21 protein-coding genes, 1 pseudogene and 1 riboswitch are annotated in these 22,908 nt (G+C 72.5%); of the genes and pseudogenes, 11 read left to right on the top strand and 11 right to left on the bottom strand.

The window, feature by feature from the left end:
• The first annotated feature begins 62 nt into the window (after positions 1-62).
• Positions 63-1,160, top strand: coding sequence for a serine hydrolase domain-containing protein (locus tag ACFV9D_RS22260; RefSeq protein ID WP_385148789.1), 1,098 nt, complete (start codon positions 63-65; stop codon positions 1,158-1,160).
• Here ACFV9D_RS22260 and ACFV9D_RS22255 read toward each other — a convergent pair.
• On the bottom strand, positions 1,108-1,680 hold the full coding sequence (locus tag ACFV9D_RS22255; protein ID WP_385148786.1) for a MarR family winged helix-turn-helix transcriptional regulator: 573 nt from the start codon (positions 1,678-1,680) through the stop codon (positions 1,108-1,110). The two genes, ACFV9D_RS22260 and ACFV9D_RS22255, sit on opposite strands and share 53 nt — an antisense overlap.
• A gap of 87 nt (positions 1,681-1,767) precedes the next feature.
• Here ACFV9D_RS22255 and ACFV9D_RS22250 point away from each other — a divergent pair, with 87 nt between their 5' ends.
• Both ACFV9D_RS22250 and ACFV9D_RS22245 read left to right on the top strand, forming a co-directional pair.
• Positions 1,768-3,000 (top strand): MFS transporter, encoded by a 1,233-nt coding sequence (locus tag ACFV9D_RS22250; RefSeq protein ID WP_385148783.1) that lies wholly within the window; start codon positions 1,768-1,770, stop codon positions 2,998-3,000.
• A 44-nt stretch (positions 3,001-3,044) separates the two neighbouring features.
• The gene (locus tag ACFV9D_RS22245; RefSeq protein WP_385148780.1) at positions 3,045-5,516 is read left to right on the top strand and encodes a DUF4132 domain-containing protein; all 2,472 of its coding nucleotides are present in this window, start codon (positions 3,045-3,047) and stop codon (positions 5,514-5,516) included.
• On the opposite strand, the gene ACFV9D_RS22240 is transcribed toward ACFV9D_RS22245, so the two are convergent.
• On the bottom strand, positions 5,488-6,294 hold the full coding sequence (locus ACFV9D_RS22240; RefSeq protein WP_385148776.1) for an alpha/beta fold hydrolase: 807 nt from the start codon (positions 6,292-6,294) through the stop codon (positions 5,488-5,490). The two genes, ACFV9D_RS22245 and ACFV9D_RS22240, sit on opposite strands and share 29 nt — an antisense overlap.
• Before the next feature lie 147 nt (positions 6,295-6,441).
• Here ACFV9D_RS22240 and ACFV9D_RS22235 point away from each other — a divergent pair, with 147 nt between their 5' ends.
• Genes ACFV9D_RS22235 through ACFV9D_RS22225 form a run of 3 tightly spaced genes read left to right on the top strand, consistent with a single transcriptional unit; the run spans position 6,442 to position 8,127 of the window.
• The gene (locus ACFV9D_RS22235; RefSeq protein ID WP_385148773.1) at positions 6,442-6,873 is read left to right on the top strand and encodes a hypothetical protein; all 432 of its coding nucleotides are present in this window, start codon (positions 6,442-6,444) and stop codon (positions 6,871-6,873) included.
• Positions 6,874-6,883: 10 nt separating this feature from the next.
• Entirely contained in the window at positions 6,884-7,306 is a 423-nt protein-coding gene (locus ACFV9D_RS22230; RefSeq protein WP_385148770.1) for a thiol-disulfide oxidoreductase DCC family protein, read from the top strand.
• Between the two features lie 20 nt (positions 7,307-7,326).
• The gene (locus ACFV9D_RS22225; RefSeq protein WP_385148767.1) at positions 7,327-8,127 is read left to right on the top strand and encodes a TetR/AcrR family transcriptional regulator; all 801 of its coding nucleotides are present in this window, start codon (positions 7,327-7,329) and stop codon (positions 8,125-8,127) included.
• A gap of 69 nt (positions 8,128-8,196) precedes the next feature.
• Here the strand turns inward: ACFV9D_RS22225 and ACFV9D_RS22220 are convergent, their stop codons facing one another.
• The 3 genes from ACFV9D_RS22220 to ACFV9D_RS22210 all read right to left on the bottom strand — a co-directional run bounded on the left by ACFV9D_RS22220 (position 8,197) and on the right by ACFV9D_RS22210 (position 11,686).
• Entirely contained in the window at positions 8,197-9,753 is a 1,557-nt protein-coding gene (locus ACFV9D_RS22220) for an ABC transporter substrate-binding protein (RefSeq protein WP_385148764.1), read from the bottom strand.
• A 238-nt stretch (positions 9,754-9,991) separates the two neighbouring features.
• Complete coding sequence (locus tag ACFV9D_RS22215; protein WP_385148761.1) at positions 9,992-11,428, bottom strand: metallophosphoesterase; 1,437 nt, start codon at positions 11,426-11,428, stop codon at positions 9,992-9,994.
• A gap of 12 nt (positions 11,429-11,440) precedes the next feature.
• Positions 11,441-11,686, bottom strand: a complete 246-nt coding sequence (locus ACFV9D_RS22210) for an SCO4848 family membrane protein (RefSeq protein ID WP_385148758.1) — start codon at positions 11,684-11,686, stop codon at positions 11,441-11,443.
• A gap of 118 nt (positions 11,687-11,804) precedes the next feature.
• Between ACFV9D_RS22210 and ACFV9D_RS22205 the strand changes: the two genes are divergently transcribed.
• On the top strand, positions 11,805-13,061 hold the full coding sequence (locus ACFV9D_RS22205; protein WP_385148755.1) for a D-alanyl-D-alanine carboxypeptidase family protein: 1,257 nt from the start codon (positions 11,805-11,807) through the stop codon (positions 13,059-13,061).
• Here ACFV9D_RS22205 and ACFV9D_RS22200 read toward each other — a convergent pair.
• The 3 genes and pseudogenes from ACFV9D_RS22200 to ACFV9D_RS22190 form a co-directional block, all read right to left on the bottom strand.
• Complete coding sequence (locus ACFV9D_RS22200) at positions 12,988-13,914, bottom strand: YihY/virulence factor BrkB family protein (protein WP_385148752.1); 927 nt, start codon at positions 13,912-13,914, stop codon at positions 12,988-12,990. The two genes, ACFV9D_RS22205 and ACFV9D_RS22200, sit on opposite strands and share 74 nt — an antisense overlap.
• Positions 13,915-14,086: 172 nt before the next feature.
• Positions 14,087-14,971, bottom strand: coding sequence for a decaprenyl-phosphate phosphoribosyltransferase (locus ACFV9D_RS22195; RefSeq protein ID WP_385149096.1), 885 nt, complete (start codon positions 14,969-14,971; stop codon positions 14,087-14,089).
• A gap of 313 nt (positions 14,972-15,284) precedes the next feature.
• Positions 15,285-15,797: pseudogene (locus tag ACFV9D_RS22190) on the bottom strand (phosphatase PAP2 family protein); the annotation flags it as partial.
• A gap of 136 nt (positions 15,798-15,933) precedes the next feature.
• Here ACFV9D_RS22190 and ACFV9D_RS22185 point away from each other — a divergent pair.
• Positions 15,934-17,325 (top strand): FAD-binding protein, encoded by a 1,392-nt coding sequence (locus ACFV9D_RS22185; RefSeq protein WP_385148749.1) that lies wholly within the window; start codon positions 15,934-15,936, stop codon positions 17,323-17,325.
• 47 nt (positions 17,326-17,372) lie between these two features.
• On the top strand, positions 17,373-18,128 hold the full coding sequence (locus tag ACFV9D_RS22180) for a decaprenylphospho-beta-D-erythro-pentofuranosid-2-ulose 2-reductase (protein WP_385148746.1): 756 nt from the start codon (positions 17,373-17,375) through the stop codon (positions 18,126-18,128).
• A 40-nt stretch (positions 18,129-18,168) separates the two neighbouring features.
• Here ACFV9D_RS22180 and ACFV9D_RS22175 read toward each other — a convergent pair whose 3' ends face one another.
• Together ACFV9D_RS22175 and trpS are read right to left on the bottom strand one after the other, a co-directional pair.
• Complete coding sequence (locus tag ACFV9D_RS22175; RefSeq protein WP_385148743.1) at positions 18,169-18,759, bottom strand: 2'-5' RNA ligase family protein; 591 nt, start codon at positions 18,757-18,759, stop codon at positions 18,169-18,171.
• Positions 18,760-18,852: 93 nt separating this feature from the next.
• Positions 18,853-19,866: a tryptophan--tRNA ligase gene (gene trpS, locus ACFV9D_RS22170; RefSeq protein WP_385148740.1), complete on the bottom strand. Its 1,014-nt coding sequence runs from the start codon at positions 19,864-19,866 to the stop codon at positions 18,853-18,855.
• A 56-nt stretch (positions 19,867-19,922) separates the two neighbouring features.
• On the opposite strand from trpS, the gene ACFV9D_RS22165 reads away from it, so the two are divergent.
• Together ACFV9D_RS22165 and ACFV9D_RS22160 are read left to right on the top strand one after the other, a co-directional pair.
• Entirely contained in the window at positions 19,923-20,528 is a 606-nt protein-coding gene (locus ACFV9D_RS22165; protein WP_385148737.1) for an RNA polymerase sigma factor, read from the top strand.
• A complete protein-coding gene (locus tag ACFV9D_RS22160) occupies positions 20,503-21,303 on the top strand; it encodes a hypothetical protein (RefSeq protein ID WP_385148734.1) in 801 nt (266 codons plus the stop codon). Before ACFV9D_RS22165 ends, ACFV9D_RS22160 begins: the two co-directional genes overlap by 26 nt.
• 15 nt (positions 21,304-21,318) lie before the next feature.
• Here ACFV9D_RS22160 and glyA read toward each other — a convergent pair whose 3' ends face one another.
• Complete coding sequence (gene glyA / locus ACFV9D_RS22155) at positions 21,319-22,608, bottom strand: serine hydroxymethyltransferase (protein ID WP_385148731.1); 1,290 nt, start codon at positions 22,606-22,608, stop codon at positions 21,319-21,321.
• 148 nt (positions 22,609-22,756) lie between these two features.
• A riboswitch (ZMP/ZTP riboswitch) is annotated at positions 22,757-22,849 on the bottom strand.
• Positions 22,850-22,908: the final 59 nt, after the last annotated feature.

Below are 22,908 nucleotides of genomic sequence, written 5' to 3'. Positions count from 1 at the left end.
TCAGGGGCCGGCCAGGGTCGTCCCCGATGGGCCGGACGGTCGTCCGGCGAGATTCTTGATCCATGACGAACTCACGGATCAGCAGATCGGGTTGGGCGATGACGGCGGCGGCCGGGGCCGCCCTCGTCGGCGTCCTCGCGGCGACGACACCGGCCGCGGCGGCGACCACGACACCACCCGCCCCGGCCACCGCGTACGGCCTCGCTCCCGACCACGCACGGGCCGGAAGGGTCGACCCGGTCGCCCTGCGTGCCGCCCTGGCCGGGCTGCCCGACGCGTACGTACGCGGGGCGATGGTCAAGGTCTCCGGGCGGGACGGGCGGTGGACGGGGACCTCCGGCGAGTGGACGGCGCCCGCGGACGCGCCGTACGCGATCGGCAGCGTCACCAAGCTCTTCACCGCCGCCATCGCGCTCCAACTCGTCGGCGAGGGCCGCCTGCCCCTGGACGACACGGTCCAGGAGCACCTGCCGGGCCTGCTGCCCGCCTCGTACGCGCCCATCACGGTGGGGCAGTTGCTCAGCCACAGCAGCGGGCTGCAGCAGCCGACATGCGTCCGGCCCGGGACGCCGGTGGAGGTCGTGACCTCCGCGGTGTCCTGCGGAATACCGAAGCCTCCGGGCACGAGCGTTCAGTACAACGGCATCAACTACTTCATCGCAGGTCTGGTCGTCGAGAAGGTGACGGGCAGGACGTACGACGAGGAGCTCCGCGCCCGCGTCCTGCGCCCGCTCGGACTGCGCCGCACCTCGCTCCCTGCCGACGACTGGGCGTGGGCCGAGGGCGGGATGGTCTCCACCGCGCCCGAGGTGACCCGCTTCATGAACGCGCTGATGCGGGGCGGGCTGCTGCGCCCGGCAGAGCGGAAGCTGCTGTTCACGACACCGCCCATACCCGGCGCGAGCTTCAGCTACGGCGGCCTGACCCACACCCGGGTGCCCGGGGGCGGCCCCCTCGTCTGGGGCAAGACGGGGACCAACCGGGGGTACACCGGCGGAGTGTTCGCCACGCCCGACCTGGACCGGGTGGTGGTGTACTCCACGCTCCCGACCGGGAAGGACGTCGATCAGGAGGTGGACCGGGTCCTGCGCATCGCCACGGCGGGGTTCAAGGGGTATGAGGAGGGCGAGGGGCGCGAGGGCCACGAGAAGCGTCGGTGAGGCCGTCGGGCTCCTCGGCGACCAGCATGATGCGGCGGAGCATGTCGTTGAGCAGGGTGCGTTCGTCCTCGTCGAGGACGCCGAGGAGGCGGTACTCCTCGTGACCGAGGACGTCCATCGCGCCGAGCCAGGTCTCGCGGCCCGAGGCGGTGAGCTCGACGACGACGCGGCGGCGGTCGGTCGTGGACTGCTTGCGCCGGACGAAGCCGCGCTTCTCCAGGGCGTCGAGGCGACCGGTGACCGAGGCGGGGGCGAGGTCGAGGTCCTGGGCAAGTTCGGAGGGGGCGGCGGTGCCGCCGCGGCCGGCGAGCTTGTGGAGGGTGTCGAACTCGTGGCGCTCCAGGTCGAAGTCGACGAGGGACTGCTCGCGCACCCGTCGCAGATGGACGGAGAGCTTCTTCATGCGGGTGACCGCGCCCTCCACGACCGGGTCGAGGCCGGGCAGCACGGGCTGCCACTGGGCCACGTGCTCGTCGGTCCAGTCCCGCTGCGTCGGCCCCGCGGGCTCGGTCGGCTCCATGAGATCGATCGTACGTCGATCTCCGCGCTCCTTCGAGGCCGAATATTTCGTTGACGAATTATTCGGCGTCGAAATACTCTCGGGATCGTGCCTGCCCTTCCTTCCGACACGGCCTCCGTGTCCCCGCCCGCCCCCGTCCCCCACCCGCTGCGCACCCGCGCCTTCCGGCTGCTCTTCACCGGCCGCACGCTCTCCCTCCTCGGCGACGCCGTCATCCCCGCCGCGCTCGCCATCGCCGTCTGGGAGGCCACGGGGTCGAGCTCCGCGCTCGCGCTCGTCCTTGCCTGCGCGATGGTCCCCAAGCTGCTCCTGCTGCCCGTCGGCGGAGTCGTCGGCGACCGCTTCAACGCCCGCACGGTCGCCCTGACCACCGACCTCGTCCGCTGCGGGACCCAGCTCTTCGTCGGCGTCCAGCTGCTGGGCGGCGAGCCGTCCCTCTGGGCCATCGCCTGCGCCGAGGTCGTCGGCGGCGCGGCGGGCGCCTTCTCGATGCCCACGGGCTCCCCTCTGATCACGGGGACCGTGGCCCCCGAGGCGCTCCAGCGTGCCAACGCCGTGATGGGCATGGCCCAGAGCGCCACCCGCCTCGGCGGGCCGGCCCTCGCCGGCGCGCTGATCCTCACGGCGGGCGCCGGCTGGGCGTTCGTCCTGGACGCGGCCACCTTCGCGCTCAGCGCCCTGCTGCTCCTCGCCGTACGGGTCGAGAGGGTGCCGATCCCCCGGCGCTCGATGCTCGCCGACCTCAAGGAGGGCTGGCGGGAGGTCAGGTCCCGCGACTGGTACTGGACCAGCCTCATCGGCCACAGCGCCTGGAACGGCGCGGCCGCCGTCCTGATGACCCTCGGCCCGGCGATCGCGCTCACCCGGCTCGGCGGCGAGGAGGCCTGGTTGGCGTTCCTCCAGGTCGGCGCGGTGGGCCTGTTGCTCGGCTCGCTGCTCGCCCACCGCGCGCGTCCCCGCCGTCCCGTCCTCACCGCGAACCTCGGCCTCGCCACGTACGCCCTGCCCCTGCTCCTGCTGGCCCTCCCCGCCCCCGCGCCGGTGACCATCGCCGCGTACGGGATCGCCCAGGCCGGTCTCGGCTTCCTCTCCCCCGTCTGGCAGACAGCCGTCCAACGGGCGATCCCCGACCACGCCTTGGCCCGTGTCACCTCGTACGACTGGCTGCTCTCCCTGGCCGCCATGCCGCTCGGCTACGCCCTGGCCCCGATCGCCGCCTCCGCCTGGGGACCCGAGGTCCCGCTGATCGCCGCCGCGGTGGTGGTGGGCGGATGCTGCCTGGGGACGGCGCTGGTCCCGGGGGTACGGAAGTTCACCTGAGGGGGCCGCGCCGGCTGTCAGTGGCGCCCCGTACCGTCACTGGCATGGTGGGGACGACGAGTCTGGAAGTCAGGCTGTACGAGGCGGGGGTGCGGCAGCGGACCCAGGGGGGTGACGCTGTCCAGGAGCTGTTGCAGGGGCTGGCGCCCGACGAGCTGCGCCGGGCCGCCCTGTGGGTACACCGGAACCAGTGCCGGGGCGGCGCGGATCGGGTCACCGACTGGAGCGTGTCCTGGCTGGCCGGGCGGCGGCTCGGGTGGTCCGTGTCCCAGGCGGAGGAGCTGCTGGAGCGGCTGGTCGGCGTGATGGCGATGGTCGATCCGCTGCGGCTGCTGCAGGAGTACGGCCCGCTGATGCGCCTCCCGTTGGCCGCCGCCCGCGAGGTGGGCGGGTGCGATCCGGCGCTGATGCGGGCCGCGCGCAAGGCGTCCCTGTCGGCCTGGGGTGATCAGGCGGAGGGCTCGGACAACGCCGCGATACGGGAGGCCCTGGATCGGTTGATCGGCCCCGAGGTGCCCGACGCCACCGGGCTGCCGTGGGCGGCGCTGAACGACGAGGACGCGTACGGGCCGCGGATGCGTGCCGAGCACCCGGAGCTGCTCGCGGCGGCCGGTGTGGAGGCGTTCCTGCTGCACTGCGCGGCGCTCGAATCGTCCCGGCCGACGCGGAAGTGGCAGAAGGCCGCCGCGGAGCTGCTCGCGGCCGTGGAGGGCGGCGACGAGCTGGTGCGGGCGCTGCTCGACGGGGCGGCGGGACAGGCCGAGCACCCGGTGGTCGCGGCCCACTCCATGGGCGTCAACCGCGAGCCGGGCCTGGTCGGCGAGCACAACGAGAAGGTCGTGCGCGGGGCCCTGTGGACGGCGGCCGGCCTGGCCGGAGCCTGGGTGGTGCCCGCCGTCGGCGCGGTCGCGCTGAACGCCGGCACGGGCACGGGCGGTTCGGGCGGCGTCTGCCGGAGCGCCAAGCTCGCCTCTGCGGGTGTCGCCTTCCTCGGAGCCTGCGAGGCCGAACGGGCCGCCGACGCCGTGCAGTGGCTCGGGCGGCTCAAGGGCAAGGTACGCAACCGGACGGTCGTCAAGGGCATCGAGAAGGCCCTGGAGACCCTCGCCGGGCGGGCCGGGCTCACACCGTCGATGCTGCGCGAGCGCGGCGTCCCGGCGCACGGGCTCGACGCGCGCGGGGTACGCGAGGAAGCCCTCGGGGAGTACACGGCGGTGCTCGCGGTCAGGGAGCCGGGCGTGGCCTCGCTGTCGTTCCGCGGCCCCCAGGGACGCGTCCTGAAGTCCGCGCCGAAGGCGGCCCGGGAGGGACACGGGGAGCGACTGGCGCCGCTCCGGGCCGCGTTGAAGGAGCTGCGGACCCTGCTGGCGGTGGAGCGGTCCCGCCTGGAGGACCATCTCGCGGCGGGGACGACCTGGCCGACGGAGGACTGGGAGCGGTACTACATCGACCACCCGGTGACCGGGGCCGCCGCCCGCGCGCTGCTGTGGGAGGTCGCGCCGGACGGCGACGAGCGGTGGATCGCGGGGCTGCCGGAGCGGACCGGCGGCGGCTGGGCGCTGGCCGGCGCGGACGGTACCGCGACCCCGGTCGCCCCGGGGGCCCGGCTGCGCCTGTGGCACCCGGTCCGGGCCGACGGCGAGGAGATCGCCGAGTGGCGGGCCGAGATCACCGGACGGGAGCTGCGCCAGCCGTTCAAGCAGGTCTTCCGCGAGGCGTATCCGCTCACCCCGGCGGAGGTGGCGACCGGCTCGCACTCCGACCGCTTCGCCGGCCACGTCCTGCGCTACGACCACGCCAGGGCGCTGATGGCCGAGCGCCGCTGGACCGGCGACCAGCTGGGCTGGTTCGGGGACGGCGCCTCCTCCGAGATGGCGCGGGAGCTGCCCCGGCCGGGTGATCTGCCGGTCGCCGAGGGCGCGTTCTGGCGGGCCCGGTTCCTCGTCGAGCTGGTCCGCGAAGACCGGACCGACGGGGTCGCCGCCCTCTGTTCCACGGACCGGGTGCGCTTCGAGCGCCGTGCGGCCTCGGCGGGGGCGCGCGGCACCTGGGAGCGGGCCGCACTGACCGACGTACCGGCGCTGGTGCTGTCGGAGGCCCTGCGGGACGTCGACCTGTTCACCGAAGTGGCGTCCGCCGACGCGGATCCGGACCGGTGGGACCGGAGCGAGCCGACGGAGTCGGCGCGGGTCCGGCGGGAGACGCTGGCCCGGCTGCTTCCGGGCACCCGGATCGTGGACCGGACGGAGCTGTCGGACCGCTTCCTGCGGGTGCGGGGCGAACTGCGCTCGTACCGCATCCACTTGGGCTCAGGAGACGTCCTGATGGAGCCGGAGGGCGCCCCTCTGCCCGTCGACGTGGACAGGGACATCGCGGCGGGGAACGAGAAGGTGTTCCTGCCGTTCGAGGAGGACGGCGGCCTGCTGTCGGTGATCCTTTCGAAGGCCTTCCTGCTCGCCGACGACACCCGCATCACCGACCGCGCGATCACGGCCCGGATACGGCAGGGGCTGTAGCGACCCCCCGGCTGCCGGCATCCTCGGTCAGGTACTCGGCGAGCAGCTCCGCCGTCTCCTCCGGACGTTCCAGGGCGGGGAGATGACCGGCCCAGTCCAGGTCGATGTGCTGGGCGTCCGGCAGGACGGCGGCGAGCCGGGAGGCGACCTGCCGGAAGTCCGGTAGGTCGTGCGCCCCGGAGACGACCAGGCACGGCACGTCGATCCCGGCCAGGTCCGCGGCCTCCACACCGGTGTCGACCGGGGCGAACTCCTCGGGAGCGGCGAGCTGGACGTCGAAGGCGCGCCGCTGCATGAGCCGTACGCGCTCGCGGGCCTCGGCTCCGGCCTCCGGGCCGAGCCAGGTGTCGACGTTGAGCGCGACCGCGCCGTCGAGGTCGCCCGCCTCGATCAGCTCGTCCTCGCGCCGGCCCCAGGCGCGCAGCTCGTCGCTCGGCTCGAAGCCGGGCATGGCGGAGCAGAGCAGCACGAGCGCCGAGACGCGCCCGGGGTGACGGACGGCGGTCTCCAGGGCGACCGCGCCGCCGAAGGAGGAGCCGACGAGGGCGGCGCTTTCGACGCCGAGGGCGTCGAGGAGTTCCACGACGTCGTCGCAGTGGGTGTGCGGGCCGCCGATCGGCGTCTCGCCGAAGCCCCGGAGGTCGCAGCGCACCACGCGGGTGCCGGCGGCGGCCAGCGCCGCGAACTGCGCGTCCCACATCCTCCGGTCGCAGACGCCGGAGTGGATCAGGAGGACGACGGAAGGGCCTTCACCGGCCAGGTCATGAGAGAGCATCACGCGCCACCCTAGGCACCCGGCGCGCCCGCCGCCCGCTCTTTTCGCACTCCCTTCGGACCCCCGCGAAGGCCCCTACTTGAACATGTTCAAGCAGGGGTCTACAGTCATGACTGCCAGCTTTTGAACGCGTTCAAGGGAGGGTGGGGCATGGACCTCACTGTCGTCGCGTACATCGTTTACCTGCTGATCAGCGTGGCTCTGACCATCTGGGTCGCCCGCACCCTCAGCCGCAACGGAAGGATCTTCCTGGCCGACGTCCTGCACGGGAACGAGAAGCTCGCCGAAGCCGTGAACCACCTCCTGGTGGTCGGGTTCTACCTCGTCAACTTCGGCTTCGTCGCGCTCTACCTCAGCCAGGACGAGGCCGTGGCCGACGCCCGGTCCCTCTTCGAGGCCCTCTCGGTCAAGCTGGGCGTGGTCCTCCTCGTCCTCGGCGTGATGCACCTCGGCAACGTCTACGTCCTCAACAAGATCCGCCGCCGGGGCGTGATGGAGCGCGAGCAGGTCCCGCCGGTGCCCCCCCAGGGCTGGACCGGGAGCCCCAAGGGTCCGTGGGCACCGCCCGTCACCGGATCCTGAGGAGCCACGGATGAGCCGGCCGCCCGTGACCCCCGTACACCGCCTCACCGTGCTGTACGACGCCGACTGCTCGCTCTGCGTCCATCTGCGTCACTGGCTCCTGCGACAGCGGCAGCTCGTCCCGCTCGACCTCGTCCCGGCCGCATCCCAGGAGGCCCGGCGCCGCTTCCCCGGCCTCGACCACGCGTCCACCCTCAAGGAGATCACCGTGATCGGGGACCGGGGACAGATCTACCGCGCCACCTCCGCCTGGATCGTCTGCCTGTGGGCCCTGGCCGAGTACCGGCCCAAGGCCCACTGGCTGGCCACGCCGGCCGGCCAACCGTTCGCCCGGGCGACCGTCCTCGCCGCCGCCAAGTGGCGCGAGGCGGTCAGGGCGTACGGACCGGCCTGCGAGGACGGGACGTGTGAGCTGCCCGGCCCGCCCGGTTAGGCTCGGGCACTGTGAAGGACGTGAAGGAAGTGCAGCCCGCCGAGCCCACCGAGCCCGCCGCCGACGGGGCGAAGGCCCCGGCCAAGGCCGCGAAGAGCGAACAGACCCGCACGCTCATCCTCGAAACCGCCCTCCGGCTCTTCAAGGAGCGCGGTTACGACAAGACGACGATGCGGGCCATCGCCCAGGAGGCCGGGGTCTCCGTCGGCAACGCGTACTACTACTTCGCGTCCAAGGAACACCTCGTCCAGGGCTTCTACGACCGGATCGCCGAGGAGCACCAGGCGGCCGTCGAAGGAATCCTCGACAGCGACGAGAAGGACCTCACGGCCCGCATCCGCGGGGTCCTCCTCGGCTGGCTCGACATCGCCGAGCCGTACCACGAGTTCGCGTCCCAGTTCTTCAAGAACGCCGCCGACCCCGACAGCCCGCTCAGCCCCTTCTCCCCCGAGTCCGAGGGCCCGCGCGAGGCGGCGATCGACGTCCATCGGAGGGTCATCTCCGGCGCCTCGGTGAAGATCGACCCCGAACTGGCCGAACCGCTGCCGCAGTTGCTCTGGCTCCAGCAGATGGGCCTCGTGCTGTTCTGGGTGTACGACCGCTCCGAGGGATGCGCCAACAGCCGCCGCCTGGTCGAGCGGCTGGCACCGGTCACCGCCCGGGCGATCTCGCTCTCGCGCTTCCGGCTGCTGCGCCCTCTGGTCCGCGAGACGCACGACCTGCTCGCCGACTTCATGCCGACGGCGGCGGGCATGGCGGCCTCGGGCAAGCCCAAGCGGGCGGTCCCGAAGACGAAGACGGCGGACGCACCGCAGGACTGACGCGCCGCACACGCGGAGGGCCCCGAGCCGGTACACGACTCGGGGCCCTCCGCGTGGAGCGGGACACTCCTAGATCCAGTGGAGCTCCCACAGGCGCCAGATGCCGGTGCCGTCGGTCAGGTACTGCGAACCGGCCACGTCCTCCGTCGCCAGCACGTAGTCCTTCTTCTGCCACAGCGGCACCAGCGGCACGTCCGCGGCCACCTCGGCCTGGATCGCCTCGAAGTCGTTGGCGGCCGCGGCCCGGTCGCTGTACTGCTGCGTGGCGGAGATCAACGAGTCGATCTTCCTGCTCGAGAAGCCGTTGTGCATGGCGTTGGCGGACCCCACGAGCGGGGCGGTGAAGCTGTCGGAGTCCGGGAAGTCGGGGAGCCAGCCGACCGGGTACGCGTCGTAGTCGCCCTTCGCGTACGCCTTCTGGAAGTCCTTCCACTCCGCCTCGACGAGCTTGACCTTGAACAGGCCGGTCGCCTCCAGCTGCCGCTTCAGCTCGGCCGCCTCGGCGCCGTAGGTGGCGTCCTTTCGGTAGCCGAGGGTGAAGGACACCGGGGTCTCGACGTCGGCGTCCTTCAGGAGGCTCGCGGCCTCCTTCTTGGACGGCTCCGGGTAGGCGTCGTAGAACGCGGTGCTGTGGCCGTTGAAGCCCTGCGGGATGAGGGAGTACAGCGGCTCGACCGTGCCGCGGTAGGCGCCGGTGACGATCGCCGGGCGGTCGATGACGGCGGCGACGGCCTGCCGGACCGCCTTCTTCGCCATCGGGGAGCCGGACTTCACGTTGAAGTAGAGATTGCGGATCTCGGCGGTCTGCGCCTCGGTGATCCGGGTCGAGTCCTCGCCGTTGCCCAGCGTGGAGAGCAGCTCCGGCGGCATCTGCCGGTGCGTGACGTCGACCTGCTTGGTCTTCCAGGCGGAGGCCAGCTGCTCGGACTCGGTGAAGTACCTGACGACGATCGGGCCGCCGGTCCTACCGAGCGCGCCCCGGTACTTCGGGTTCGGCTCCAGACGGGCGCTCTCACCGGGCTTGTACTCCTTGAGGACGTACGGCCCCGATCCCTCGACCGTCACGCCCTCGCGCAGCTCCTTGGCGGGGTACTGGGTGCGGTCGACGATCGAACCGGCGCCCGTCGCGAGCTTCAGCGGGAAGGTGGCGTCGCGGCCGCTCAGCTGGAAGGTGACCGTCTGGCCTTCGGCCACGACCGTCTTCAGGGTCGGGAAGAGCGGAGCCGGACCGACGTCCGCCTTGATGCCCAGCATCCGCTCGAAGGAGTACTTGACGTCCTCGCCGGTGACCTTGCGGCCGCTGGCGAAACTGAGGTCGTCCCGGAGCGTGCACTGGTACGTGGTCAGCTTGGCCCCGACGAACTTGCAGCTCTCGGCCGCGTCCGGGACGGGCGTGGTGAAGCCCGGCTTGAAGGTCAGCAGCGACTGGAAGACGTTGCTGTACATCGCCCAGGAACCGGCGTCGTACGCACCCGCCGGGTCGAGAGAGGTCACCTCGTCGGTGGTGCCGACGGTGATGGCGTCCGTCCGGACGTCGTCGGACGGCAGCAGTTGCCAGCCCCCCACCCCGGCGGCCACCAGAACTCCACAAGTGATCAGGATCCGCAGACGGACCGTCGACCGCATCGCCGTGTTTCCTTTTTTCGTGCCCACCCCTGGCGCGGCGGCGCCCAGCCTGCCGCGATGGCGCCCACCCAATCACACGGATTTCACAAGTGGAAGAGTAAACCTTCACAGTGCAGGCATATGTCCGGGATAGGGGGACTTCAGGCGACTGAGCAGCACGTATCCACCCCTGCGCGATGAGTGACCCATTCCGCTACGCCGGCTGGGCCTGCTCCGTCCGCCAGGCCCGCCAGGTCTCCTAGGCCTGCTTGGAAGCCAGCTCGACGAGGGTGATGTCGGAGGGTGCGCCGACGCGGACCGGGGGTCCCCAGGCGCCGACGCCCCGGGAGACGTACAGCTGGGTGTCGCCGTACCGCTCCAGGCCGGCGACCGTCGGATTGGCGAGATCGGCGAGGTAGTTGCCGGGCCAGAGCTGGCCGCCGTGGGTGTGGCCGGAGAGCTGGAGGTCGACGCCGTGGCGGACGGCGTCGTGGATGACGATCGGCTGGTGCGCGAGCAGGACGGCGGCCTTGGCGCGGTCGCGGTCGCCGAGCGCGGCGACGAAGTCGGGGCCCTGGCCCTCGCTCTCGCCGGCGATGTCGTCGACCCCCGCGAGGTCGAAGCCGGCCGCGATCTCCAGACGTTCGTTGCGCAGCGGGCGCAGGCCGAGCTCGCGGACGTGATCGACCCAGGCGTCGGCACCCGAGAAGTACTCGTGGTTGCCGGTCACGAAGAACGAGCCGTGCCGGGCCCGGAGCTGGGCGAGCGGCTCGGCGGCGGGCCCGAGGTTCTCGACGGTCCCGTCGACGAGGTCGCCGACGACGGCGATCAGGTCGGGCTGGGTGGCGTTGATGGCGTCGACGATGCGCTGGGTGTGGGCGCGGCCCAGGATGGGACCGAGGTGGATGTCGGAGACAACGGCGATCCGGTACCCGTGCGCGGCGCGCGGCACCTTGGCGAGCGGCACGGTGACCCGCTTGACGCGGGGCCCGCGCAGCACCCCGTACGTCCCGTACCCGACGGTCCCCACGGCGGCGGCAGCAGCGGCCCCACCGACGACCCGCGACACGAACAGCCGACGCGACACGGCGGTGGCACCTGAGGCACCCGACGTACCCGTGGCACCCGACGTACCGGTGGCACCCGACGTACCCGCGGCGTGGGACGCGTCGTCGCCGTCCTCCGACCCGGTGGGTGACGGGTCCCCGTCGACCTCGGTCAGGACCCCGCCGGCCGGCGCACCGGCGCCCCCGCCGGCTGCCGCGACCGGGCTGCCGGCCCGCGACCCGGTGCGCGCGGAGTCCGTGAGCTCATGCCCGGATCCCGCGCCGTCCCCGCTCGCGAGGTCCCCGGCCGTCCCGTCCGCGCCCGTCCCGTCCCGGCGGTCGAGCCACCGCCGCAGGAGCGGGCGGACGGCCTCGCCGACGACGAGGGCGAGGGTCACATAGAGCAGCAGCGCCAGCCAGAGGAAGCCCGGCCAGGCCACGACCTGCTGGAGCCGGAACGGCGCTCCGGCGCGGCCCGCGGCGAGGGCGGCGAGCGACAGCACCGGCAGGACGAACGCGGCCGCCGTCCCCAGGCGCCGCGCCGCGCCGCCCGCCACGGTCACATCACGGACCAGTCGCTTCCACACGTACCAGTGGACCCCGCCCAGCAGGGCGAGGACCACGACGACCACCAGCAGGAAGACCAGCACGCGCCCCAACCCCTATCCGCGCTCGCGCCGCAATGCGCGCACGCCACGCAACCCGATCACGCCCACCACCGTCCCCAGGACAAAGGACGTGATGGCGAGCAGCAGATGAACCCAGAAATAGGCCGTCGGGTCGCCCGCGTCGTCGAAGGCGAGACCGCTCCCGTCGTTCGCCAGATTCTTGACGAAAGTGATCCAGATGAACCAGCTCCACACCCCGAACGCGAGCAGGAACCATGAGACGGGCCGGCTGAGCTTCATAACCCCAGTATCACCACCCGCCCGCCCCTCCCCGCGCCCGGGGCGTCCGGGTGGACGCCCGGGGGCGAACCGCCTGGTGGGGTTCGGATCCGCGGTCCATGCCTGTACGTTTTCGATCGTGTCTGCCTCGAAGAAGACCGCTTGGGCGGTCACTGCTGCCGCGTTGCTCCCCCTTGTCGCCGCCTCGCCGGCCCATGCGGACAAGAAGGAGGACCAGCAGCCCAAGCCCCCCGCCCTCATGTCCTCCGTCGGCGGCACCCAGCTCAGCGTGCCCGGGACCCAGGTGCGGCTCGGTGCGGGGGCGCCGGTGCTGCCCAAGGAGCTGAGCGGGCGGTCCTGGATCGTGGCGGACGCGGAGACCGGGGACGTGCTCGCCGCGCACAACGCCCACTGGCCCCTCGCCCCCGCCTCCACGCTCAAGATGCTCTTCGCGGACACCGTCCTGCCGAAGTTCCCGAAGACCACGAGCCACACCGTCGATCCGAAGGACCTCGCCGGGATGGGCGCGGGCTCGAGCCTCGTCGGCGTCAAGGAGAAGCAGACCTACACCGTGCACGACCTCTGGCTCGGTGTGTTCCTTCGCTCCGGCAACGACGCCGTGCGGGTGCTCGCAGCGATGAACGGCGGCATCCGGCAGACCGTGAAGGACATGAACGACCACGCCGTCGAGCTCCAGGCCCTCGACACCCACGTCGCGTCTCCGGACGGCTACGACGCCCCGGGCCAGGTCTCCTCCGCGTACGACCTCACCCTCATCGCCCGCAGCGGGATGCAGAAGGCGGACTTCCGGGAGTACGCCGCCACACCCCGCGCCACGTTCCCCGGCGAGCAGAAGCCGGGCAAGAAGCGGGAGACCTTCGAGATCCAGAACACCAACCGGCTGCTGACCGGCGCGCTCGGCATCGCGCCGTACCAGGGCATGGCGGGCGTGAAGAACGGCAGCACCACGCACGCCGGCTCCACCTTCACCGGCGTTGCGGAGCGCAACGGCAAAGTGCTGCTCGTGACGGTGATGAACCCGTCCGCCAAGGAGCAGCACGCGGTGTACAAGGAGGCCGCCCGGCTCCTCGACTGGGGCTTCGCGGCGTCCGGGAAGGTGCAGCCGGTCGGGGAGCTGGTCCCGCCGAAGTCCGCCCGTACGAACCCCGGTACCGAGAGCGACAGCTCCACGCCCGCCCCGGGCAAGAACGCGCCAGGGAACACCGCGAACGCCGCGGCCGACGAGAAGTCCGGCGGCATCGGGATCGCCCTCGGGGTGATCGGCGGGGTTCTGGTGGTGCTCGCCGGCGCGGTCTTCCTCGTCAATCGTCGCTGGCCGCTGCCGGAGCTGGTCGGCCGTCGTCCGCGTTCCCGCGAGGACGTCGACGACGAGTAGAACCGTCGGCTCCGGTCGAGGTCCAGGCCGCGCAGTACAGCAGCAGCTTCGCGGTGAAGTTGATCCACAGCATCAGCGCGACGGGAACACCGAACGCGCCGTACATCGACTTCCCCGCGACGCCCTTCATATAGCCGCCGAGCAGCAGCTTCAGCAGTTCGAAGCCGATCGCGCCGATGACCGCCGCCACCATCAGGCGGCGGCGCGGCGGCTGGACACCGGGCAGCAGCGTCAGCAGGTACAGCAGGATGAGGAAGCCGGCGACGGCGGCGACGGCGACCGAGGCCACCTGGAGCAGGATTCCGGTGGCCCCGTCGCCGGAGATCCCCAGCCGGTCGGCGCTCCAGCCGACGGCCGTGGAACCGAGCCAGGACGCGGCGAGCGAGCAGAGCCCGACCCCGCCCAGCCCGAGCAGCACGATCGCGTCCTTCCCCTTGCGCACGACGGGGTTTCCCTCGTCCTCGTCGTCGAGCCCCCACACCGCGCGCAGACAGTCCCGCATCGAGCCGACCCAGCCGATGCCGGTGAAGAGCAGCAGCGCGCCGGCGACGAGGCCGATCGTGCCGGCGTTGTCCACGAGCCCGCTGATGTTGAGCTGGTCGGAGATGCCGGGGACCTGCTCGGAGACCTTGTCCTCGATCTTGTCCAGCTGCTCCTTGCTGAGCAGCGCGGCGCCGACGGCCGCGGCGACGGCGATCAGCGGGAAGAGCGCGAGGAAGCTGATGAAGGTGATGGCGGCGGCGAGCCGGGTCCAGTGGACGGCGTCGAGGGTCTCGTACGAACGCCAGGCGTGGGTGCGCATGAGCCGGGCGACCCAGGGGCCGATGACGGGGAGCTTGGTCAGCCAGTCCATGTCGTACGCGTACCCCTTGCTCCGGCAGCCGAACGGAACCCGATCGTCCGGGTTCCCCAGAATCGCAGACAGGTCACGAGAACCATGCCGATACCGAGTCCTGACACCGTGTCGGCCCGTGCTGAGCCGAGTCCGAGGCCGTAACGGGAGACGCCGAGGCGGAGTTCGCGCCTCACAGGTCCGCGACCGCCATGCCGTACATCGCGGCCCAGACCAGGCCGATGACCGCGAGCGGGCGGTCGCGCAGGACGACGTCCTCCGGCGCCCCGGCGGTGCCCCGGTCGGCGAAGACGGCGTAGCGCAGCACGGCGAGGATGAAGGCGATCACGGAGAGCTGGCGCCAGGGCAGCAGTCCGGCGTGGGCGACGCCACCGCTCTCCAGCGCCCAGAGGCAGTAGCCGAGGACGGCGACTCCGGCGGCCAACTGCCAGACGAAGCGCAGGTATCCGGTCGTGTACTGGGTCAGCAGCGCGCGGGTCGTGCCCCGCGCGTCCTCCATCTGCACGGCCTCGGAGTACCGCTTGGCGGCGACCATGAAGAGCGCGCCGAAGCCGGTGGTGATGAGGAACCAGCGGGAGAGCGGGATCGACAGAGCAACGCCCCCGATCATCGCCCGCATCAGGAACCCGGTGGTGACGACGGCGAGATCGACGACGAGGACGTGCTTGAGCCGCACGCAGTACGCGAACTGCATGGCGAGGTACGCGATGAGGAGCGCGGCGGTCATGGCGTTGCACAGGACCGCGCCGGCGACGGCGGCCCCGAGGCCGAGAAGGGCACCCGTGGCGTAGGCGAGGGGGACCGGGACGAGACCGGCGGCGACGGGGCGGCGGCGCTTCGCGGGGTGGGCGCGGTCGGCGGCGGCGTCGCGGGCGTCGTTGACGAGGTAGACGGCGGAGGCGGCGGCCGTGAACAGGGCGAAGACGAGGGCGAGTCGGGCGGCCGCGTGCCAGGAGACGAGCTGACCCGCGGCGACGGGCGCGGCGAGGACGAGGACGTTCTTGACCCACTGGCGGGGCCGGGCGGTCCGCACGAGTCCGGCGGCCACCGCGTACACCTGCCGGCTTCCTCGCCCGCGCCGCCCTTCTCGTACGGCGACGGGCCTGTCGAGGACGGCGGCGCCGGTGGTGCCGTCAGCCACGGCGGCCACCGGGGAGTGCGGTGTTCGGCCCGACGGCGGCCGGGACCGCCGCCCGTAGGACGGATGAGGCCCTGGCGGCCACGCGACTTCCGAGGCCCGGCCACGACGAGGTGCCTCGTGGGCCGTGTCCCGGGATGGGCACCGGACGCGCAGGCGTCACGCGCGCGTGAGGCGGCACGGACTCACGCGCCCGTGGCGCCGCGAAGCGCGCCCCGGCGGGGCCGGGTGCGCGCAGCCAGCCGCGGCCCAGGGTCGCCGTGACCGCGCCGAGGAGGGCGCCGGCCGCGACGTCCGTCGGGTAGTGGACGCCGACGACCAGGCGGGAGACGCACATCGCGGTCGCGGCCGGTGCGGCCAGCCGGCGGACGGCCGGGTGCAGGGCGCCGAAGGCCACGGCGGCCGCCGCCGCGGAGGTCGCGTGGGAGCTCGGGAAGGAGTGCCGGCCCGCCGTGCGGACCAGGGGCTCGTACTCCGCCGACCCCGGCCTCGGCCGCCGCACGACCCGTTTGACGCCCATGCTCGCCAGGTGCGCCGCGGCGATCAGGGCCGTACCGCGCAGCCAGCCGGTCCGGCGCTCCGGGTCCACCGCCGCTCCGGTGAGGCCGGCCGCGAGCCACAGCGCGCCGTGTTCACCACTGAGGGACAGGGCGCGGGCGGCCGTCGCCACCGGCGTCCGCCGCCCGCAGCGGCGCAGGGCGGCCAGGATCCTTCGCTCGGCCCCGGCCCATTCCGCGTATCGCATCGGCTCCGCCTCCCCGGTTCTCGGTCAACCAGGGGTGACTCTGGCCCGAGGGTTCCGCGACCGCACGGCAATCTTTCCTGACACTCGTCTAATCACCCATTTCGACGAACCATGGTGCAAAGCAGGCATACACCACATGCCGGGCGATACGGTCGCCTCCATGGCTGCCGAGACCGACATTCCCGAACCCCTCACCGGCTGGGGCCGCACCGCACCCACCCTCGCGCGCGTGCACCGCCCCCGTACCTACGAGGAGGCGTCCGCGGCGGTTCGCGCGTGCGGCGCCCGCGGCTCCATCGCCCGCGGCCTCGGGCGCGCCTACGGGGACGCCGCCCAGAACGCCGGCGGCTCCGTCCTCGACATGACCGGCCTCGACCGCGTCCGCTCGATCGACGCCACCGCCGGCGTCGTCGTCTGCGAGGCAGGTGTCAGCCTGCACCGACTGATGGAGGTGCTGCTCCCGCTCGGCTGGTTCGTCCCCGTCACCCCCGGGACCCGGTACGTCACCGTCGGCGGCGCGATCGGCGCCGACATCCACGGCAAGAACCACCATGTCTCCGGCTCCTTCGCCCGCCATGTGTCCTCCCTCGAACTCCTCACCGCCGACGGGGAGGTCCGTACCGTCGCCGCCGGCACCGACCTCTTCGACGCCACGGCCGGCGGCATGGGCCTGACCGGTGTGATCCTCTCCGCGACCCTCCGGCTCCTGCCCGTCGAGACCTCGCTGATGTCCGTCGACACCGAACGCGCCACGGACCTCGACGACCTGATGGCCCGGCTCACCGCCACCGACCACCGCTACCGCTACTCGGTCGCCTGGATCGACCTGCTCGCCCGCGGCGCCGCCACCGGCCGGTCCGTCCTCACCCGCGGCGACCACGCCCCGTACGACGCGATCCCGGTCCGGGACCGCCGCGCCCGTCGCGCGCCCCTCGCCTTCCGCCCCGGGCGGCTGCCGGCCGCGCCCGCGCTCGTCCCCGAGGGGCTGCTCGGCCGCACCACGGTGGGCCTGTTCAACGAGGTCTGGTACCGCAGGGCGCCCCGCCGCCGCAGCGGCGAACTCCAGCGGATCTCCACCTTCTTCCACCCGCTCGACGGCGTCCCGCACTGGAACCGGATCTACGGACGCGGCGGCTTCGTGCAGTACCAGTTCGTCGTCGGGTACGGGCAGGAGGAGACCCTGCGCCGGATCGTGAAGCGGATCGCGCGACGCGGCTGCCCGTCGTTCCTCGCCGTCCTGAAGCGCTTCGGCGAGGGCGACCCGGGCTGGCTCTCCTTCCCCGTGCCCGGCTGGACGCTCGCGCTCGACATCCCGGCCGGGCTCTCGGGGCTCGGCGCGTTCCTCGACGAGCTGGACGAGGAGGTGGTGGGCGCGGGCGGCCGGGTCTACCTCGCGAAGGACTCCCGGCTGCGGCCCGAACTGCTGCACGCCATGTATCCGCGGCTCGCCGACTTCCAGGCGCTGCGTGCCTCGCTCGACCCGCGCTCGGTCTTCGTCTCCGACCTCTCCCGTCGTCTCGCCCTCTGAATGCTCTCCGGTTGCTCTCTGATCGCCCTCTGAGGAGTTTGATCGTCATGAAGGACGCCTTCGGCACCCCGCAGTCCCTGCTCCTCCTCGGCGGCACGTCCGAGATCGGGCTCGCCACCGCCCGCCGGCTGATCGCCCGCCGCACCCGCACGGTCTGGCTCGCCGGGCGCCCCTCCCCCGCGATGACGGCCGCCGCCGACTCGCTGCGGGTGCTGGGCGCGGAGGTGCACACCGTCCCCTTCGACGCGCTCGACACGGAGTCGCACGCGGAGCGCCTCGGCAAGATCTTCACCGAGGGCGACATCGACATGGTGCTGCTCGCCTTCGGGATCCTCGGCGACCAGGCGCACGACGAGGCCGATCCGCTCGCCGCCGTCCGGGTCGCCCAGACCAACTACACGGGGGCGGTCTCCGCCGGGCTCGTCTGTGCGGCGGCGCTGCAGGCGCAGGGGCACGGCTCGCTCGTGGTGCTCTCCTCCGTGGCCGGCGAGCGCGCCCGCCGCGCGAACTTCATCTACGGCTCGTCCAAGGCCGGTCTCGACGCGTTCGCGCAGGGGCTCGGGGACGCGCTGCACGGGACGGGGGTGCACGTGATGGTCGTACGACCCGGGTTCGTGCGGTCGCGGATGACGGCCGGTCTCGAGGAGGCCCCGCTGGCGACCACACCGGAGGAGGTCGCGCGGGCGATCGAGCTGGGGCTGCGGCGCCGCTCGGAGACGGTGTGGGTGCCGGGGGCGCTGCGGATGGTGATGTCGGCGCTCCGGCACATGCCGAGGCCGGTGTTCCGGCGTCTGCCGGTCTGACGCCCCGAGGGGCGTCGGAGGGCGGCGTCGGCGGGGACGGTCAGCCGGCGGCCGGGGTCGGGGTGTCGACCGGGGCGCCCTGGGCGGGGACCGTGGGGACGGCGCGGCCGGCGCCGAACTCGTACGCGTGCAGCTTGCGCCACACCCCGTCCGGCCCCTGCTCGTACAGCGCGAAGGACGAGCAGGTCCAGGCCGCCTCGAAGTCGGCCAGCTCCTCGTACGCCCGGTCCATCGCCTCCTCGGAGATGCCGTGCGCCACCGTGACGTGCGGGTGGTACGGGAACTGCAGCTCGCGCACGAGCGGCCCGGACTCGTCCCGCACCCGCTCCTGGAGCCAGGCGCAGGCGGAGACGCCCTCGGCCAGCTGGACGTACACGACCGGTGACAGCGGGCGGAACGTTCCGGTGCCGCTCAGCCGGACCGGGAAGGAGCGGACGCCGGCCGCGACCTCGGCGAGATGCGCCCGGATCGCGGGCAGCCGCTCCTCGTCGACCTCCGTCGGCGGGACGAGGGTGACGTGCGTGGGGATGCCGTGCGCGGCGGGATCCCCGAAGCCCGCGCGCCGCTCCTGGAGCAGGCTGCCGTAGGGCTCCGGGACCGCGATCGAAACGCCGAGCGTTACGGTCCCCACGTCGTTCTCCTCCGTCGTCGTGTCATTCGGGTCGGTGGTGGTGCAGCCGCCAGTGTGCGGCCTGCACCACCCCTGAGGCCAGAGTCCTTGGACTCAGTGCTTCGCGGGCAGGAAGCCCACCCGCTCGTACGTCTGCGCCAGGGTCTCCGCGGCGACCGCGCGGGCCTTCTCCGCGCCCTTGGCGAGGAGCGAGTCCAGCGTCTCCGGGTCGTCCAGGTATTCCTGCGTACGGGTCCGGAACGGCGTGACGAAGTCCACCATGACCTCCGCCAGGTCGGTCTTCAGCGCGCCGTACATCTTGCCCTCGTAGCTCTTCTCCAGGTCCGGGATGCTCGTTCCGGTGAGCGTGGACATGATGGAGAGCAGGTTGGAGACGCCGGCCTTGTTCTCCGGGTCGAAGCGGATGACCGTGTCGGTGTCCGTGACCGCGCTCTTGACCTTCTTCGCCGTCGTCTTCGGCTCGTCGAGCAGGTTGATCAGACCCTTGGGCGTGGACGCCGACTTGCTCATCTTGATCGTCGGGTCCTGCAGGTCGTAGATCTTCCCCGTCTCCTTGAGGATGTACGGCGCCGGGATCGTGAACGTCTCGCCGAAGCGGCCGTTGAACCGCTCCGCGAGGTCGCGGGTCAGCTCGATGTGCTGACGCTGGTCCTCGCCGACCGGGACCTGGTCGGCCTGGTAGAGGAGGATGTCGGCGACCTGGAGGATCGGGTACGTGAAGAGACCGACGGTGGCCCGGTCGGCGCCCTGCTTGGAGGACTTGTCCTTGAACTGGGTCATGCGGGAGGCCTCGCCGAAGCCCGTGAGGCAGTTCATGATCCAGCCGAGCTGCGCGTGCTCGGGGACGTGGCTCTGGACGAAGAGCGTGCAGCGCTCCGGGTCGAGGCCGGCGGCGAGCAGCTGGGCGGCGGCGAGCCGGGTGTTGGCGCGCAGCTCCGCGGGGTCCTGCGGAACCGTGATCGCGTGCAGGTCGACGACCATGTAGAAGGCGTCGTGAGTCTCCTGCAGGGCGACCCACTGGCGGACGGCGCCGAGGTAGTTGCCGAGGTGGAACGAGCCTGCGGTGGGCTGGATTCCGGAGAGCACACGGGGACTGTCAGAGGCCATGCTCATCATTCTCTCAGGTGTGGGAACCGATCCCCGACTGCCGGTGTATCAAAGGTGTGAGGACGCGGGAGGGGGGCCGGATCGTCGTCGACGAAGCTGGCGTGATCGCACGGGTACGCGCCGGGGAGGCGGAGGCGTACGCGGCGCTGGTCCGCGCGCACACGGCGGTCGCGCTGCGGGCCGCGGTGGCGTGCGGGGCAGGTGCGGAGGCCGAGGACGTGGTGCAGCAGGCCTTCTTCAAGGCGTATCGGTCGCTGGGGCGGTTCAAGGAGGGCTCCGCGTTCCGGCCGTGGCTGCTGCGGATCGTGGTCAATGAGACCAGGAACACAGTGCGCTCGGCGGGTCGGCAGCGGGCCGTCGCGGGGCGGGAGGCGGAGCTGCTGGCGGGCGAGCCGCTGATACCGGACGGGGCCGACCCGGCGGTGGCGGTGGAGGAGGACGAGCGGCGGCGGCAGCTGCTCGCGGCGCTCGACCGGCTCGGCGAGGACCACCGGCAGGTGGTGATCCATCGGTATCTGCTGGAGCTGGACGAGACGGAGACGGCCGAGGCGCTCGGCTGGCCGCGAGGGACGGTGAAGTCCCGGCTCAGCCGGGCGTTGAAGAAGCTCGGGATGGCACTGGAGGGAGGTGACGAGCATGACGGACGACGGGCTCTCGGATGAGCTGCGTGACCTCGGACGGCATCTGAGGGTGCCGGACGTGGACGGGGAGACCATGGCCGAGCGGGTGCTCGCTCAGCTCCTGGCGGAGCCGGCGCCGGCGCCGGTCCCCCGGCGACGGTGGGCGCGGGCGTCCTTCGTGGGGGTGTGGTTCGCGTGGCTGCGCGGGCGGTGGAGGGCCCTGCTCGCGGTCCTCTCCGGGGTCCTGGTGGTCCTGGTACTGACCCCGCCGGTGCGGGCGACGGTGGCGGACTGGTTCGGCTTCGGCGGGGTGGAGGTGCGGTTCGACCCCCGGGCGCACCCCGACCCGGGCTCGGTGGTGCCGGGCTGTCCCGACCCGGTGCCGCTGGAGGAGGCCGGGCGCAGGGCCGGCTTCGTGCCGCTGATACCGAGCGCGCTCCGCCCGCCGGACGCGGTCTCGGTGACCGGCGCGGCCGAGCGGGGGCGGGCGGTGATCAGCCTGTGCTGGTACGGGGACGGTGACCGGACGGTCCGGCTCGACGAGTTCCCGGCGCGGCTCGACGTGGGCTTCGGCAAGCAGGTGCAGACGCATCCGGAGTGGGTCGATCTGCCGGACGGGGAGCAGGGCTACTGGTTCGCCGAGCCGCATCTGCTGCGGTTCCCGATGACGGACGCGAGCGGGCAGGAGTGGACCCACTCGATACGCACGGCGGGCCCCACGCTCCTCTGGACGAGGAACGCGGGAGCCCTGACCCTGCGCCTGGAGGGCGAGCCGACCCTGAAGGAGGCCCGCCGCATCGCCGAGTCGGCGGGCTGAGCGCCCGCGGCCGGATCAGACCGGGAGGCCCGGCGCCGGGAAGGCCGCCATCAGCTCCGCTACCTCCGCGCGGATCTTGAGGAGCGCGTCCTCGTCGCCCGAGCCCGCCGCCGCGACACCGCGGTCGATCCAGTCGGCGACCTGCACCATGTGCTCCGTACCGAGACCGCGGGAGGTGAGGGAGGGGGTGCCGATGCGGACGCCTGAGGGGTCGAAGGGCTTCCGGGGGTCGTAGGGGACGGTGTTGTAGTTGACGACGATCCCGGCCCGGTCGAGGGCCTTCGCGGCGACCTTGCCCGGGACCTCCTTGGGGGTGAGGTCCATCAGGATCAGGTGGTTGTCGGTGCCGCCGGAGACCAGGTCGAAGCCGCGGGCGAGCAGCGCCTCGGCGAGGGCCTTGGCGTTGGCGACGACCGCGTGGGCGTAGTCGCGGAAGGAGGGCTGGGCCGCCTCGTGCAGGGCGACGGCGATGGCGGCGGTGGTCTGGTTGTGCGGGCCGCCCTGGAGGCCGGGGAAGACGGCCTTGTCGAGGGCCTTGGCGTGCTCCTCGCGGGACATCAGCATGGCGCCGCGCGGGCCGCGCAGGGTCTTGTGGGTGGTGGTCGAGATGACGTCGACGTGCGGGACCGGGGAGGGGTGGGCGCCGCCCGCGATCAGGCCGGCGATGTGGGCGACGTCGGCGACGAGCACGGCGCCGGACTCGCGGGCGATCTCGCCGAAGGCGGCGAAGTCGATCGTGCGGGGCAGCGCGGTGCCGCCGCAGAAGATCACCTTGGGCCGCTCCGCGAGCGCGAGGTCGCGTACCTGGTCGAAGTCGATGAGCCCGGTGTCCTGGCGCACGCCGTACTGCACGCCCCGGAACCACTTGCCGGTCACGGAGACGCCCCAGCCGTGGGTGAGGTGGCCGCCCATCGGCAGGGCCATGCCCATGACGGTGTCGCCGGGCTCGGCGAAGGCGAGGTAGATCGCGAGGTTGGCCGGGGAGCCGGAGTAGGGCTGCACATTGGCGTGGTCGACGCCGAAGAGGGCCTTGGCGCGCTCGATGGCGAGGGTCTCGACCTTGTCGATGTTCTGCTGGCCCTCGTAGTACCGGCGGCCGGGGTAGCCCTCGCTGTACTTGTTCTGCAGGACGGTGCCGGAGGCTTCGAGGACGGCGTGGGAGACGTAGTTCTCGCTGGGAATCAGCCGCAGGGTCTCGGCCTGCAGCTGCTCCTCGGCGCCGACGAGCGCGGCGAGTTCGGGGTCGGTGGCGGCGAGGGCGGGGTGGTGGGCGGGAAGATCGACGGCGTGAGGGGTGGCGTTCATGGCGTTCCTCCGGGCGTGTTGGCGGATCCCGGGGTCACGGTCAGCCCAGCCGGCCGGCACCACACGGGACGGGTCCCAGTGGTGCGAACTGGGGGCTCACCCGCCGAAGGCAGGGGGCGGGCGGCACCCACACGGGATTGTTCTGTTCCCGTGGTGCCCAGGCGAACGGCACCTCGTGTTGATCCTGCCGCGCACGGCTCCCCCGGGGTCGCTTCCCCGTACGCCAGTCGCCGTGCGTGTATCCACATTAGCGGGCGCGCCGTCGCCCAAGGTTTCTTCTTCCACCATCCGAGCGACGAT

The sequence above is a fragment of the Streptomyces sp. NPDC059875 genome, assembly GCF_042731085.1.
In the GTDB taxonomy this organism is placed as follows: domain Bacteria; phylum Actinomycetota; class Actinomycetes; order Streptomycetales; family Streptomycetaceae; genus Streptomyces.
This window is presented reverse-complemented; position numbering and strand designations above follow the sequence as displayed.